Source organism: Nocardia sp. NPDC058499 (genome assembly GCF_042719915.1).
GTDB lineage: Bacteria > Actinomycetota > Actinomycetes > Mycobacteriales > Mycobacteriaceae > Nocardia.
Genome location: NZ_JBHXMZ010000004.1, coordinates 1 through 14,782 on the forward strand (window position 1 = coordinate 1; position 14,782 = coordinate 14,782).

A 14,782-nucleotide genomic window follows, 5' to 3' on the forward strand; every position below is an offset into this window, starting at 1 on the left:
CAACCAGTTACCGGAGACCTCGCCACATCACCAACTTCTCCACCCGGACAACGGGTTCCGCCCCACAACTCGGGCGCTTATGAAACAGGCTCTAGGTGCCCCGCCGGTAGCCTCGGATCGGGAGATCAACCCGACAACGAGGAGTCATGCAGATGAGCCGACCGGTTCGGATCGGAATTCAACTCCAACCCCAGCACGCCCCCGATTACGGACTCATTCGCGACGCGGTGTTGCGGGCCGAGGACGCCGGCGTGGATATCGTGTTCAACTGGGACCACTTCTATCCCCTCTACGGCGACCCCGACGGCGCCCACTTCGAATGCTGGACCATGCTCGGCGCGTTCGCCGAGCAGACCGAACGGGTCGAGATCGGTGCGCTGGTCACCGGCGGCGGCTACCGCAATCCCGATCTGCTCGCCGATATGGCCCGCACCGTCGATCAGATCAGTGGCGGCCGGCTCATCCTGGGGATCGGTTCGGGCTGGTTCGAGCGCGACTACGACGAATACGGCTACGACTTCGGCACCGCGGGCAGCCGCCTGGACTTGCTCAAGGAATATTTGCCCCGGATCACCGGGCGGCTGGGAAAACTGAATCCGCAGCCGGTCCGTGAGATCCCGATCCTCATCGGCGGCGGCGGGGAGAAGAAAACGCTGCGGCTGGTCGCCGAGTACGCCCATATCTGGCACAGCTTCGGTGAACTGGATGTGTTCACCCACAAGAGCCAGGTCCTCGCGGAGCACTGCTCCCGGGTGGGTACGGAACCGGCGAAAATCGAGCGGTCGGTGGCCTGGCCGGGTGTCGAAGCAGCACCCGCTTACCACGCCGCGGGGGCCACGCTGTTCACCGTGGGGATCAACGGGCCGGATTACGACCTGACCCAGGTCCGGGAGGCGGTCGCCTGGCGGGACCAGATCAACCCGGAGCCGGTCAGCGGTATCGCCTGACGGGGCTGTTACGCGATACGGCCATGCCCTGAACTGTTCAGGGCATGGCCGTACCGCATTCCGCGGGTCCTTACCGGACGGCTCCCTACTATGTCGCGCCTGAAATTGGGCCGGTAAGTTATTGTTTTGTTTCTGGGTTCGACGGGTTGATTTTGGCGAGGTAGTCGGCAAGGGATTGGAGGATCTCGTCGGCGGTCTTGGTCCAGCGGAAGGGGTGGGGGTTGTCGTTCCAGGTCTGGATCCAGTCGGTGATGTCGTCTTCGAGGGCCTTGACGGAGGTGTGGACGCCGCGGCGGATGAGTTTGTCGGTGAGCAGGCCGAACCAGCGTTCGACCTGGTTCATCCAGCTCGATCCGGTCGGGGTGAAGTGGATGTGGAAGCGGGGATGCCGTGCCAGCCAGGTCTTGATTTCGGCGGTGTTGTGGGTGGCGTAGTTGTCGCAGACCAGATGAACCTCCAGGTCGCGGGGCACGGTCTTGTCGATGGTGATCAGGAATTTCTTGAACTCGGCGGCGCGGTGGCGGCGGTGGAGTTCGCTGATGACAGTGCCGTCGGCGATGTTGAATGCGGCGAACAGGCTGGTGATTCCGTGGCGCAGGTAGTCGTGGGTGCGGCGTTCGGGGGTGCCCATCGTCATCGGTAGCACCGGCTGCGAGCGGTCGAGGGCCTGGATCTGGCTCTTCTCGTCGACGCACAGCACTATCGCCTTCTCGGGCGGATTGTGGTACAGGCCAACGACATCGACCACTTTCTCCACGAACAGCGGGTCGGTGGAGAGTTTGAACGAATCCTGCAGGTGCGGTTTGAGATCGAATCTCTTCCAAATCCGGCCGATAGTCGATTTCGACAGCCCGGTGCGTTCGGCCATCGACGTCCGCGACCAGTGAGTGTCTTTGCCGGGCAGCGTTTCCAGCGTCGCGACGACCACGTCTTCGACCTGGTCGAGCAGGATCGAGGGTGGCCGGCCCGGCCGCGGCTCGTCACCCAGGCCGTCGAGCCGGTCCGCGACGAACCGGCCCCGCCACCGGATCACGCTCGACTCGTCCACACCGAGGTCGGTGGCGACCTGTTTGTTCGTCGCTCCCTCAGCGCAGGCCAGCACGATCTTCGCCCGCATCGCCAGATATTGAGCCGTCTTGGCCCGCCTCGCCCACGAAACCAGTTGCGCGCGTTCGGTATCGCTCAACACCAGCTCCGCCTTCGGTCGCCCCTCACGACCGCGATCATGCAGGCCGGCGAACCCCTCGGCGGCAAACTTGCGTCGCCATTTCGCCACCGTTCCCACAGCCAGACCCAGATCCCGCGCGACACCAGCGTTCGATAGGCCATGAGCGCAGGCCAGCACGATCCGGGCTCGTTCGGCCTCGCGCCGATCCAGTGACACTGCCCTACGCACAAGCTCGGCGCGCTCGACATCCGACAGCACAATCTCGACAGCAGAAGGCCCACGATGCGACACAAAAACAGGCTACATACTTACCGGCCCAATTTCAGGCGCGACATACTACTTGTCCGCCCAGCGGGTGGTGCCCGGCGGTGCGGTGAAGGTATTGATCATGTCCACCGCGGCGATGATCAGGGTGGGGCCGCCGACGACGATCGTGCCGATCACACCGCCGAGGGCCGCGCCGGTCACGATTCCGGCGGGTATTCCAACACCGGTTCCTGCGGTGATGAGCAGGCCGGCAACTGCGCCGACAACCGTCCCGACGAGCCCGCCGATGGCGGAAGCCAGGCCGATCTGGGAGGTGAGATTGTCCTGGGCCGCGAGGTTCTCCTGCGGGGAAGCCACCAGTTCGGCGGCCGGCCGCGCTGCCGCCGGGTCCTTCACCGCGGTGAGCTCCAGGACCCGGCCCTCCTCGCGGACCGCGTGCGGCAGCGGGTACTCGGTGCCGCCCTCACGGACCGCCAGCGGCAGGGTGACCACGGTGGCGCCGGATTCGTCGACGATATCGACCGTTTCCCCGGCTACCTCGAAGGTGCCGTGGGTGAGGGTGGTGACAACGGTTTTGCCGACCAGTTCGGTGCGGTAACCGATATCGGGCGCGGCGGCCGGCGCCGCGTATGCGGTCGCCGCACCGAAGGTAGCGGTGGCTATGAGCGGCACTACGGCCGCGGCAATCTTGCGGATCCTCATTGGTTCACATGTCCGATCTGATCACGGTATCGCCAAGGGTGGTTGACCGTCGGGACTACCGCGCCGACCGAGTTCCGCCGGACCGAAACGGCTGAGTCCCGGCGGTTTCGAACATTTGAGACACTACGCTGCCGAGGGCGCAAGTGCGACATAATTTAGGGGAATTCTCTCCGAAAAAGTTTAAAGATGGGATGAATCGGCTACCCAGTAGTGCCTTCGGGATCGAGTTGACCGGGCCTCGGTGCAGCACCGGCCGTGCCGGCGTCGCGGTCTCCGTATCGCACTCCGAAAACGGGCCACTACCGCCCGAAATCCAGATCCGTATGCGTGTCGCGCGCGATCGGGGTCGCAAGATCGGCGAACATGTGGCTATCTGCACTGATGCGCACTTGATAATGTAACTGTGTGCGTAGTTCCAGCTGACCGTTTCGAGGAAAGAAGGAACGCTCATGACAACGGCACATGCTCAGCACACCGAACACGAGCACGAACACGGACCGGACTGCGGCCATGTCGCGGTACCGCACGGCGACCACGTGGACTACGTCCACGACGGCCATCTGCACCGCGAGCATGCCGGCCACTACGACGAATGCGAGCCCGCGGCGCATACCGAACACGGTGGCCACGACCATGTGCACGGTGAGGGCTGCGGCCATGTGGCCGTCCCGCACGGCGACCATGTCGACTACATCCACGACGGCCACCGCCACGCCCCGCACGACGGCCACTACGACGAACACTGACCCCCGCGAATCCGCGCGCAGATCCTCGGTCCGGCCACTGGGTGATAGGCGCACGGCCCTGCGACCGGCGTGAGCGTGCCGCCGATGACGGCCCGGCCGCACGCCACCGGGCCTCCGGAACCGGTCACCACGATCGCTGTCGTGGGCCCGTGCACGCTGCGCGGCGCCGGTCGCGGCCGCACCGGCGTCACGGTCACGGCATTCCGGTCCCGGTAACGCCCCGACCGTCTCGTGTCGGCGGCCGGTAACGACGGAATTGCCTGCGCGGACAACTGTTCCCGGCATATCAGGATTTGGTTGTATTCATCGGGACCTGCCGCAACGGTGGGTCCCGATGAATACGGTAGTGCGTCCCGCGGTCGATCCCCGGGGTGTCAGTTCTGCGGAGCCGCCTGTTTCTTCGGTGCCCACTGTGTAGTGCCCGGTGGCGCATTGAGGGTATTGACCAGCTCCACTGCCGCGATGACCAAGGTGGGGCCACCGACGGCGATCGTGCCGATGATGCCCCCGATGGTGGCGCCGGCGATAACGCTGGCGACAACGCCCGGTCCGGTGACGATGCCGGTGAGACCCACGAGCGCGCCGATCGCGGTACCGACGAATCCGCCGATGGCGGTGGCGATCCCGAACTGCGACGCGAAATTGTTCTGCGCCGCCAGATTCTCCTGAGGTGAGGCCACGAATTCGGTGGCAGGTCGCGCTGACGCGGGATCCTTCACCGCGGTGAGCTCCAGGACCCGGCCCTCTTCCCGGATCTCGTGTGGCAGCGGGAATTCGGTGGTGCCCTCGCGTACAGCCAGCGGCAAGGTGACCACTGTGGCACCCGATTCGTCGACGATATCGACGTTTTCGCCGTCCAGTTCGAAGGTGCCGTGGGTGAGAGTGGTGACAACGGTTCTGCCGGCGAGTTCGGTGCGGTAACCGATATCCGGTGTGGTGGCGGGCGCCGCGTATGCGGTTGCCGCGCCGAAGGTCGCGGTGGCTATCAGCGGCACGACGGCCGCGGCAAACTTGCGGATCCTCATGAGTTCACACGTCCGATCTGATCACTTCGTCGCAAAGGATGGTTTACAGCCGGTACGAGCACGCTGTCCGAACACACCGGGGCGAATTACCTGCTCACCGGCGAAATCGAACATTCGGGACACTACGCCTGGGAGAGCTTCCGGAGGGCGGGGATTTCGTCGAAATTCCGCCGTGCCAGGTGTAATGGGCCGCACTGTATATCGGCGGGTCGGTGAATGTCCAGCTATCCGTTGCGAATCGGTGCGGGTGGATCAGCGTGGGCGTAGAACGATCTCGGTGGGATGGCCGTCGCGGGGGGTGTCGATCGCGGTTCGGACCGCACGGGCGACCGTCTCCGGACGCAGGAACTGGGCGGGATCGTAGGCCCGGCCCTCCCCGGCCACGATCTCGCGCTGCATATCGGTATCGATCCGCCCGGGATGGACGGAGGTCACCCGGATCGACGGCTCCTCGAGCCGCAGCGCGTCCCCGAACGCCCGTAGACCGAACTTGCCGGCCGCATACGCGGACCATCCGGCGTTCGCGCGCAGCCCGGCCCCCGAATTGATCAGCACCACGTGACCGCGCGCCGCGCGCAGGGCGGGGAGCAGCAGCCTGGTCAGCTCCACCACCGCGATCAGGTTGGCTTCGAGCGTTTCGCGCCACTGGCGTACCGAGGAGTCGGCGATAGTGCCCAGGTCGGCGATACCGGCGTTGTGCACGAGAACATCGAGCCGCTCGATCGGCGCCGCCGCGGCAGCCACGGCGGAATAGTCGGTGAGTTCGACCGGCCAGCCCGTCGCGCCGGGCAGCTCGGTCAGGATCGGTTCCAGGCTCGCGGCGGTCCGTGCCCCCAGCAGCAGCGCGTGGTCGGGCGCCAGCTCCCGCGCAATCGCCGCCCCCAGCCCGCGCCCCGCCCCGGTGACCAATGCCACGGCCTGCTCCCGGCCGGTCCCTTCAGCTCCACGTTGCACAGCAGAATTCTATTGCCGCACAGATCTGCGCGGGCCCAGGCCCCCTCCCCGCCGCGCGGATTAACAGAGCCAACATCCTGGTGAAACCCCGCCCGAGTAAAACAACTATGACCAGCCCCGACCTCCACCGCCCCCAGAAACCCCCAGCCAACCCCCCACCAACAACCCGGGTGGGGCCCGCCCGGTTCTGGAGCGACGGAGCGGGGGAGCGAAGCGGAGGAGCGGAGGAGTGAAGAACCGGGCCTATAAGGGCCCCACCCTCGAGGCGCGGAGCGCCTCCAAAATCACAGCCCGCCCATTCACGGACGGTCCACCCCCGAGACAGCGGAGCCCCGAGACAGCAGGGCCCCGAGACAGCAGGGCCCCGAGACAGCAGGGCCTCGACGCAGCAGGGCCTCGACGCAGCAGGGCCCCGAGACAGCAGGGCCTCGACGCAGCAGGGCCTCGACACAGCAGAGCCCCGAGACAGCAGGGCCTCGACGCAGCAGAGCCCCGACGCAGCAGAGCCCGAGACAGCGGAGCCTCGACACAGCGGAGCCCCGAGACAGCAGGGCCCCGAGACAGCGGAGCCTCGACGCAGCAGAGCCCCGACACAGCAGAATCACCGGCGAGCAACTGCTCCAGGCATGCCCCGATCTGCGCCCCCTCGGACCTCGCGGCACCGAAGGCGCCCAGGAGACAGCGAGCAAGATATAGAGATGGCACACCCCGGCTTCACCCCCACCCAGCTCGCCGCCCGTGCGGCATACCTGCTGCGTGGCAACGATTTGGGCACCATGACCAGCGCCGCCCCGCGACTGTATCCGCATATGTGGAGCTGGGACGCGGCCTTCGTCGCGGTGGGTCTGGCGCCGTTGAGCGTGGAACGTGCGGTGATGGAACTCGATACGCTGCTTTCCGCGCAATGGAAGAACGGGATGATCCCGCACATCGTGTTCGCCAACGGTGTGGACGGTTATTTCCCGGGACCGGCCCGCTGGGAATGCCGGTTGCTGGCGGTGCAGGCGCCCGACGGTCCGGATACCTCCGGGATCACCCAGCCGCCGGTGCATGCCATCGCGGTGCAGCGGATCCTGGACCATTCGCGCCGGCACGGGCGCAGCACGCGTGCCGTGGCCGAGGAGTTCTTGAATCGCCGCTGGTCCGATCTGGTGCGCTGGCATCGCTGGCTGGCGCATGCCCGCGACCCGCTCGGCAACGGCCGGATCACCCTGTATCACGGCTGGGAGTCGGGGATGGACAATTCGCCGCGCTGGGACCGGGCTTACGGCAATGTTCTGCCCGGCGCGGATCTGCCGCCGTATCGGCGTGAGGATGTGCTCGTCATCGATGACCCCACCCAGCGCCCCAGCGACCGCGAATACGACCGGTACCTGTGGCTGGTGGAGCAGATGCGGCGCGCCCGCTACGACGACGCCGAACTGAGTTCGGTGATGCATTTCGCCGTGGAGGATGTGTTCGTCACCGCGATTTTCGCTATGGCCTGCGAGGTGCTGGGGCAGATCGGCGAGGAATACCACCAGCCGAAGGCCGATACCCGGGAACTTTTCGCGTGGGCCGACCGGTTCCGCGCCGGCGTGATCGCCACCACCGACGCCCGCACCGGCGCCGCCCGCGATTACGACACCCGGCTGGGTCGCTGGATCACCACCGAAACCCTGGCGATGTTCGCGCCCCTCATCAGTGGCGGGTTGCCGCGGGCCACCGAGCGCAGCCTGCTGCGGATCTTCGAGGGCCCGCGGTTCTGCGGCCACCCCGACCTGCGGTATGCGCTCCCGCCCTCCACTTCGCCGGTATCGAAGGATTTCCGCCCCCGGGAGTACTGGCGTGGCCCGGTGTGGCCGGTGATGAGCTGGCTGTTCTCCTGGGTTTTCGCTCATCGCGGCTGGGCGGAGCGTTCCTTCTTGCTGCGCGCCGAAGCGTTGCGCCAGGCCAGCGACGGCAGCTTCGCGGAGTATTACGAACCGTTCACCGGGGAACCGCTGGGCAGTATGCAGCAGTCGTGGACGGCGGCCAGCGTGCTGGACTGGCTGGGCTGACCGATCAGGCCGGCTGCGAGCTGGCGGCGGGTTCGCAGGTGCTCTTCAGCGAACATCCCCCGCAGGATCCGCCGCAGCCGCCGGTCTCCGGCGGCGGGGCGATGGCCTCGGCGGCCCGCGCGCCCGCATTGGCGCCCGCGCCGAGGGTGAACAGCGCGATGACCAGTACGCCCACGGTCACGATGATGCCGGTGAGCGTTGTCGCGGCCAGCACCACCAGCCCGCCCGCGGCGAGTAGCGCGCCGGAAACCACCGAGGTGGGTGCGGCGATCCGGTTCGCGGTGCGGAACGCGGTCTCGTCGCGCAACGCGGCTTCGGTGTGCACACCGATGTAGCGGTTGCCGGGCAGGCGGCCGAAGAAGCCGAGCACGCCCGTCGTCAGGGCAACGAGGGCCAGGACGAACAGCAGAATCGCGACGACAAGCACCAGCCGAGAATACCGCAGGGGGTTCGGCGGTCCGCGGCTCGGCCGGGGCACTTGCAGGGAGTAGACCCAGGTCACACCTTGGTGCAAGGGCTCGGCCGTGCTGCCGAGATCGGTCCGGCGTTATGCCGGCAAGTGCCGCGCCGAACCGGTCGTGAATATTCCGTTGAGAGGGCTTACTCGTAAGGCTGAGGATGCGAGCTTGCTTCGCCGCCGCCGGTGGCCGGCGGTTTTCGGCGGGCCGAACCAGGGCCACCTGGTGCAGGGCTGCACTCGCCACGGCGGCTACGCACGGATCTCTAGTCCAATCCACGTCAGATGGCCGGCATTTATGGTCGGGGCCCGCCCGGTTCTGGAGCGACCAGAGGGAGGGAGCGCAGCGACCGACCGGCGGGAGTGAAGAACCGGGCCAACAGGGCCCCGACCCCGCGACGCCGGAGGCGGCGCCATAGACACAGGGGGCAAGTCTTAGGCTGTCGACGACGGATTTCTCCCCATGAGCAGCTAGAGAAGGCAGGACCGTGCAGGACTCCCGCGCAACCGAGACGGCCGGGCGGAGCTCGGTAGACAACGGCACCCCGGTCCGGGGTGACGATACGCCCGCCCATCGGTACACCGCTGCGCTCGCCGGGGAGATCGAACGCCGGTGGCAGGAGCGCTGGAACGAGCGCGGCACGTTCCATGCGCCGAACCCGGTGGGTCCGCTGGCGGGGGAGGTGCCGGCGGACAAGCTGTTCGTGCAGGACATGTTCCCGTACCCGTCGGGGGCGGGGCTGCACGTGGGGCATCCGCTGGGTTATATCGCCACCGATGTGTTCGCGCGGTACCACCGGATGCACGGGCGCAATGTGCTGCACGCGCTGGGCTACGACGCGTTCGGCCTGCCCGCCGAGCAGTACGCCGTGCAGACCGGTGCGCATCCGCGCGACACCACCGAGGCCAATATCGCGACCATGCAGCGGCAGCTCGACCGGCTGGGCCTGGGGCACGATCGGCGGCGGTCCTTCGCCACCACCGACCCGGAGTACTACAAGTGGACGCAGTGGATCTTCCTGCGGATCTACAACGCCTGGTATGACCAGGAGGCCGGCCGGGCCCGGCCGATCGAGGAGCTGGAGCGGCAGTTCGCTTCGGGTGCCCGCCCGGCGCCCGGCGGTAAGGAATGGACGGGTATGTCCGCCGCCGAGCGGCGGGCGCTGATCGACTCGTATCGGCTGGTGTACCAGACCGATTCGATGGTCAACTGGTGCCCCGGCCTGGGGACCGTGCTGTCGAACGAGGAGGTCACCGCGGACGGCCGCAGCGAACGTGGCAACTTCCCGGTCTTCCGGAAGCAGCTGTGGCAGTGGATGATGCGGATCACCGCCTACTCCGACCGGCTGATCGACGATCTGGACCATGTGGATTGGCCGGAGAACGTCAAGGCCATGCAGCGCAACTGGATCGGGCGTTCGCGTGGCGCCCGGGTCGAGTTCGCCACGGCGGCAGGCGATGTGGAGGTGTACACCACTCGTCCCGACACCCTGTTCGGCGCCACCTACATGGTGCTGGCCCCGGAACACGAGATGGTCGATGCGCTGACCGCGGCCGCCTGGCCGGCCGATACCGATGCCCGCTGGACCGGCGGCAGCGCGACCCCGGCCGATGCCGTCGCGGCCTACCGTAAGGCCATCGCGGCGAAATCGGATCTGGAGCGGCAGGAGAACAAGGAGAAGACCGGCGTCTTCCTGGGGGCCTTCGCCACCAACCCGGTGAACGGCGCGCAGGTGCCGGTCTTCATCGCCGACTATGTGCTGAGCGGGTACGGGACCGGGGCGATCATGGCCGTGCCGGGGCAGGATCAGCGCGACTGGGATTTCGCGACCGCGTTCGGCCTGCCGATCATCCGGACCGTGGAGCCGCCGCAAGATTTCGACGGGGAGGCCTACGCCGGTGACGGCCCGGCGATCAACTCCGACTATCTGAACGGGCTGTCCATCGCCGACGCCGAGGCCGCCGTGATCGCCCGGCTGGAAGCCGACGGCCGCGGCGCCGGCACGGTGCAGTACAAGCTGCGGGACTGGCTGTTCGCGCGGCAGCGGTACTGGGGTGAACCGTTCCCGATCGTCTACGACGAATCCGGTGCCCCGCACGCCCTGCCGGAATCGATGCTGCCGGTGCGGTTGCCCGAACTGGACGATTTCGCCCCGGTTACCTTCGACCCGGACGATATGAATTCCGAACCTTCTCCGCCGCTGGCCAAAGCCACCGACTGGGTGGCGGTGGAACTGGATCTGGGTGACGGACCGCGCACCTACCGCCGCGATACCAATGTCATGCCCAACTGGGCAGGTAGTTCCTGGTACCAGCTGCGTTACGCCGATCCCACCAATTCCGCGGCGTTCTGTGCGAAGGAGAACGAGAACTACTGGCTGGGCCCGCGCCCGGCCGAGCACGGCGCGGACGATCCTGGTGGCGTAGATCTGTATGTCGGCGGTGTGGAGCACGCCGTCCTGCACCTGCTGTACGCCCGGTTCTGGCAGAAGGTGCTGTTCGATCTGGGGGAGGTGAGCAGTAGCGAACCGTACCGGCGCCTGTTCAACCAGGGCTATATCCAAGCTTTCGCCTACACCGACGCACGCGGCGCCTATGTTCCGGCGGCCGAGGTCGTCGAACGCGATGGCACGTTCTACTGGACCGACGCCGCCGGCACCGAGATCGTGGTGAACCAGGAGTACGGCAAGATCGGCAAATCGCTCAAGAACGCCATCTCCCCGGACGAGATCTGTGAACTGTACGGGGCGGATACGTTCCGGTTCTACGAGATGTCGATGGGCCCGCTGGATACATCCCGGCCGTGGGCCACCAAGGACGTCATCGGCGCGCACCGCTTCCTGCAGCGGGTGTGGCGGCTGGTGGTGGACGAGGAGACCGGCGCGACCCGGGTCACCGAGGACAATCCGTCCGATGAGACGCTGCGGTTGCTGCACCGGACCATCGCCGGGGTCGACGAGGATCTGGCGGCCATGCGCGACAACACCGCCGGCGCCAAACTGATCGAGCTGACCAACCACCTGACCAAGGCCTACGCGAAGGGCGCGCCCCGTTCGGCCGTGGAACCGGTGGTGCTGATGCTGGCGCCGCTGGCCCCGCATATGACGGAAGAACTGTGGGAACGACTGGGCCACACCGGTTCACTGGCGCACGGCCCGTTCCCAGTGGCCGATCCGGCATTGCTGACGGCAGAAACCGTGGAGTACCCGATCCAGGTGAACGGGAAGGTCCGCAGCCGTATCCAGGTGGATCCGGAGGCCGATCAGGCCGCGATCGAGGCGGCCGCGCTGGCCGACGAGAAGATCGCCGCGCTGCTGGGCGGGAAAGCGCCGCGCAAACTGATCGTGGTGCCGGGCCGGCTGGTCAATATCGTCGCCTGATCGGCCGACACGGTGGCCCGGCAACACCCGGGTTACCGTGTTGGCCGGTAGTTAATCTGCGAGACTCCTCGGACTTGCCTGCGTCGGCTAGCGTGCGTGCGTTCAGCCCGGAACAGGAGTCCACTGTGAAACCTCTTGCGCTCTTCGTCGCACACCAGCCGGCCGGCTCCCGGTCGCGCGTGACCTGCCAGTACAAATGCGGTAACGCCTGCTTCCACGAGGTGCCCAATACCTCGTCGAACACCTACTTCGGGGATATCGTGGCGGGAATCTCCCGGCGCCGGGTGCTGCAGGGCGGCGCGGCCGCGGTGGTCGCGATCGGCGCCGCCGGTACCCTCGCGGCCTGCGGTGACGATGCCGGGGCCGGTAGCGCCGAGAGCGGGCAGGGTATGGGGACCGGGTTCGCGCCGGTCGCGCCCAACACCGAGGATGCGGTCGTCATCCCGGACGGCTACGAGCAGGGCGTGGTCATCCGCTGGGGTGACCCGCTGTTCGAGGATGCGCCCGAATTCGATTTCTACGGCCAGACTCCCGCCGCCCAGGCCAGGCAGTTCGGTTACAACAACGATTTTGCGGGGCTGCTGCCGATCGAAGGAGAGCCCGGCAAATACCTGCTGGTGGTGAATCACGAATACTCCACCGAGGTGTTCATGTTCCCCGGGTACAAGCCCGAGGCCATCAGCAGGGAGCAGGTGGAGATCGCCATGGCCGCGCACGGCCTATCGGTGGTCGAGGTGCACGGCGAGCCCGGAACCGGGCAGCTGAAACCGGTTTTCGGCAAATACAACCGGCGCATCACCGCGACAACGGAGTTCGAGCTGACCGGCCCCGCCGCCGGCAGCGCGCTGCTGAAAACCACCGCCGACCCCACCGGCACCAAGGTGCTGGGCACGATCAACAACTGCTCCGGCGGTGTGACCCCCTGGGGCACCGTGCTTTCCGGGGAAGAGAACTTCAACGCGTACTTCATCGGCAAGGCCGCGGATCCGGTGACCGCCGAACGGCTGGACCGCTACGGCATCGGCGAATCCGATTCCCCGCACTTCTGGGAGAAGTTCGACAAACGTTTCGATATCGCCGCCGAACCCAACGAGGCCAACCGTTTCGGCTGGGTGGTCGAGGTGGATCCGTGGGACCCGCAGTCCACGCCGGTGAAGCACACCGCGCTGGGCCGGTTCAAGCACGAGGCCGCGAATATCCACGTCACTGCCGACGGCACCGTGGTCGCCTACAGCGGTGACGACGAACGCTTCGACTACATGTACAAATTCGTCTCCACCCGCAAGATCGAACCCGGCACCGGTGCCGCGAGCCGTCGCCACAACCGCACCATCTTGGATGCCGGCACCCTCTACGTCGCGAAACTCACCGGCGATCACCCCGACCGGATCGACGGTTCGGGCACCGTCCCCTCAAACCAGGGCTTCACCGGAAAAGGCCAGTGGATCCCGATCCTGCGCACCGGGGAAGACGGCCGCGGGGAATCGCTGGTGGACGGGATGACCGCCGAAGAGGTCGCGGTGTTCACCCGCCTCGCCGGTGACAAGGTGGGCGCCACCAAGATGGACCGCCCCGAGGACTTCGAGGCCAACCCGAAAACCGGCAAGGTCTATGTGGCGCTGACCAACAACAGCAAACGCGGCACCGACGGCGAGGCCGCCGCCGACGAGGCCAACCCGCGCAACGAGAACAAGAACGGCCAGGTCCTCGAGCTCACGGACGATCACGCGGGCACCGAATTCACCTGGTCGCTGCTGCTGGTCTGCGGTGACCCGGCGGCCGCCGACACCTATTTCGCCGGCTACGACAAGTCGAAGGTCAGCCCCATCTCCTGCCCGGACAACCTCGCCTTCGACCCGTACGGCAACCTCTGGATCAGCACCGACGGCAACGCCCTCGACGCCAACGACGGACTGTTCGCGGTGGTCCTCGACGGCGACAGCCGCGGCGAGACCAAACAGTTCCTGTCGGTCCCCGTAGGCGGTGAGACCTGCGGTCCGGTGATCACCGAAGAGCGGGTCATCGTATGTGTCCAGCATCCCGGCGAAACCGATGACGCCTCGGTGGAGACCCCGGCTTCGCATTGGCCCGACGGCGGAACCTCGCAGCCGCGACCGTCCGTGGTGGCGGTGTGGAAGTCCGGCGGCGGTCGGATCGGCGTCGAGTAACCGTTGTGCCGCAGCGGATCCGGCCGGGCCGAGTGGGCCCGGCCGGGTCCCGCCCGGAACGGCCGCCGGGGTTGCTCAGCGGAAGTCGTTCGCGTGGTCTTTCGCCCATTGCGCGAAGGGCTGCCCGGGTCGCCCGGTCACCTCTTCGACGATCGACGAGACGTTCGGCGGGTGAGCGGCGCCGGCCGCCCAACCGGCCAGCACGGGTTCGATTCCGTAGGCCGGCATGGTCTCGCTCAATCTGGCGCGGGCCTCGTCGACGGATACCACCTCGAAGGCTATTTCGCGATCGATGGCTTCGGCGATCCGGCGCACTTGCTGTCGCAGTGTCAGTGCCTCGACGCCCCATACCGGGTAGGCCTGCCCGTGGTGCCCCGGCTCGGTGAGCGCCGTGACCGCCAGGGCCGCCAGGTCCTTTTCGTGTATGGGCGCGGTCCGGGATTCAGGATCAGTTGCGTAGGCGAGGCCCTGGGTACGGATTGAATGTTGCCACCACCAGAGGGCATTGGTGGCGAACATACCGGGCCGGAGAAAGGTCCATTCGAGACCGGATTCCACTATGGCGGACTCGACCGCACTGTGCGTGCGGCCGATCGGGTTGTGTTCCGACGTGTCGCCCAGAACTGCCCCGGATGACAGCAGGACGACTTGTCGCACGCCTGCGGACCGGGCCGCCGCGACGAATCCGTCGATCCCGGCCGGTTTGGCGTAGAGGAAAACGCGGTCTGCGCCGTCGAGTGCGGCGGATAACGTTTCGGGACGCTCGAGATCGGCCGCGACCATCTCCGCGCCCGGAAAAGGGTTCGCCGCATAGGGAGTTCTGCTCGTCGGACGCACCTGCTCACCCCGCGCAACCAATCCCGCCGCGACGTGGCGGGCGACATTACCCCGGGCTCCGAAAACCACTGTGACCATGGCCGGGAGCCTAG

12 protein-coding genes are annotated in these 14,782 nt (G+C 66.9%); 6 read left to right on the forward strand and 6 right to left on the reverse strand.

What is annotated here, in order from left to right; all coding sequences use genetic code 11:
* Window positions 1–152 precede the first annotated feature (152 nt).
* Window positions 153–947 (forward strand): LLM class F420-dependent oxidoreductase, encoded by a 795-nt coding sequence (locus ACFWPH_RS13630; protein WP_378750771.1) that lies wholly within the window; start codon window positions 153–155, stop codon window positions 945–947.
* A gap of 118 nt (window positions 948–1,065) precedes the next feature.
* Here ACFWPH_RS13630 and ACFWPH_RS13635 read toward each other — a convergent pair whose 3' ends face one another.
* Window positions 1,066–2,406, reverse strand: a complete 1,341-nt coding sequence (locus ACFWPH_RS13635; protein ID WP_378750773.1) for an IS630 family transposase — start codon at window positions 2,404–2,406, stop codon at window positions 1,066–1,068.
* Between the two features lie 45 nt (window positions 2,407–2,451).
* The gene (locus tag ACFWPH_RS13640; protein ID WP_378750775.1) at window positions 2,452–3,084 is read right to left on the reverse strand and encodes an ammonium transporter; all 633 of its coding nucleotides are present in this window, start codon (window positions 3,082–3,084) and stop codon (window positions 2,452–2,454) included.
* 449 nt (window positions 3,085–3,533) lie between these two features.
* Here ACFWPH_RS13640 and ACFWPH_RS13645 point away from each other — a divergent pair, with 449 nt between their 5' ends.
* Together ACFWPH_RS13645 and ACFWPH_RS13650 are read left to right on the forward strand one after the other, a co-directional pair.
* Entirely contained in the window at window positions 3,534–3,830 is a 297-nt protein-coding gene (locus ACFWPH_RS13645) for a hypothetical protein (RefSeq protein WP_280418295.1), read from the forward strand.
* 84 nt (window positions 3,831–3,914) lie between these two features.
* Window positions 3,915–4,046 (forward strand): hypothetical protein, encoded by a 132-nt coding sequence (locus ACFWPH_RS13650; RefSeq protein WP_378750777.1) that lies wholly within the window; start codon window positions 3,915–3,917, stop codon window positions 4,044–4,046.
* Window positions 4,047–4,204: 158 nt separating this feature from the next.
* Here the strand turns inward: ACFWPH_RS13650 and ACFWPH_RS13655 are convergent, their stop codons facing one another.
* Entirely contained in the window at window positions 4,205–4,855 is a 651-nt protein-coding gene (locus ACFWPH_RS13655) for an ammonium transporter (RefSeq protein ID WP_378750779.1), read from the reverse strand.
* A 252-nt stretch (window positions 4,856–5,107) separates the two neighbouring features.
* Complete coding sequence (locus ACFWPH_RS13660; RefSeq protein WP_378750781.1) at window positions 5,108–5,809, reverse strand: SDR family oxidoreductase; 702 nt, start codon at window positions 5,807–5,809, stop codon at window positions 5,108–5,110.
* Between the two features lie 698 nt (window positions 5,810–6,507).
* Between ACFWPH_RS13660 and ACFWPH_RS13665 the strand changes: the two genes are divergently transcribed.
* On the forward strand, window positions 6,508–7,848 hold the full coding sequence (locus tag ACFWPH_RS13665; protein WP_378750783.1) for a glycogen debranching protein: 1,341 nt from the start codon (window positions 6,508–6,510) through the stop codon (window positions 7,846–7,848).
* A 4-nt stretch (window positions 7,849–7,852) separates the two neighbouring features.
* Here the strand turns inward: ACFWPH_RS13665 and ACFWPH_RS13670 are convergent, their stop codons facing one another.
* On the reverse strand, window positions 7,853–8,275 hold the full coding sequence (locus tag ACFWPH_RS13670; RefSeq protein ID WP_378750785.1) for an SdpI family protein: 423 nt from the start codon (window positions 8,273–8,275) through the stop codon (window positions 7,853–7,855).
* 518 nt (window positions 8,276–8,793) lie between these two features.
* Between ACFWPH_RS13670 and leuS the strand changes: the two genes are divergently transcribed.
* Both leuS and ACFWPH_RS13680 read left to right on the forward strand, forming a co-directional pair.
* Entirely contained in the window at window positions 8,794–11,685 is a 2,892-nt protein-coding gene (gene leuS / locus ACFWPH_RS13675; protein WP_378750787.1) for a leucine--tRNA ligase, read from the forward strand.
* Between the two features lie 125 nt (window positions 11,686–11,810).
* On the forward strand, window positions 11,811–13,853 hold the full coding sequence (locus ACFWPH_RS13680) for a PhoX family protein (RefSeq protein ID WP_378750789.1): 2,043 nt from the start codon (window positions 11,811–11,813) through the stop codon (window positions 13,851–13,853).
* Window positions 13,854–13,928: 75 nt separating this feature from the next.
* Here ACFWPH_RS13680 and ACFWPH_RS13685 read toward each other — a convergent pair whose 3' ends face one another.
* Entirely contained in the window at window positions 13,929–14,768 is an 840-nt protein-coding gene (locus ACFWPH_RS13685; RefSeq protein ID WP_378750791.1) for an NAD(P)H-binding protein, read from the reverse strand.
* Between the last annotated feature and the right edge of the window lie 14 nt (window positions 14,769–14,782).

Bases quoted from the DNA above. Each gene is read 5' to 3' on its own strand.
- ACFWPH_RS13630 (WP_378750771.1), top strand. From the start codon at position 153: ATGAGCCGACCGGTTCGGATCGGAATTCAACTCCAACCCCAGCACGCC.
- ACFWPH_RS13640 (WP_378750775.1), bottom strand. From the start codon at position 3,084: ATGAGGATCCGCAAGATTGCCGCGGCCGTAGTGCCGCTCATAGCCACC.
- ACFWPH_RS13645 (WP_280418295.1), top strand. From the start codon at position 3,534: ATGACAACGGCACATGCTCAGCACACCGAACACGAGCACGAACACGGA.
- ACFWPH_RS13650 (WP_378750777.1), top strand. From the start codon at position 3,915: ATGACGGCCCGGCCGCACGCCACCGGGCCTCCGGAACCGGTCACCACG.
- ACFWPH_RS13655 (WP_378750779.1), bottom strand. From the start codon at position 4,855: ATGAGGATCCGCAAGTTTGCCGCGGCCGTCGTGCCGCTGATAGCCACC.
- ACFWPH_RS13665 (WP_378750783.1), top strand. From the start codon at position 6,508: ATGGCACACCCCGGCTTCACCCCCACCCAGCTCGCCGCCCGTGCGGCA.
- ACFWPH_RS13685 (WP_378750791.1), bottom strand. From the start codon at position 14,768: ATGGTCACAGTGGTTTTCGGAGCCCGGGGTAATGTCGCCCGCCACGTC.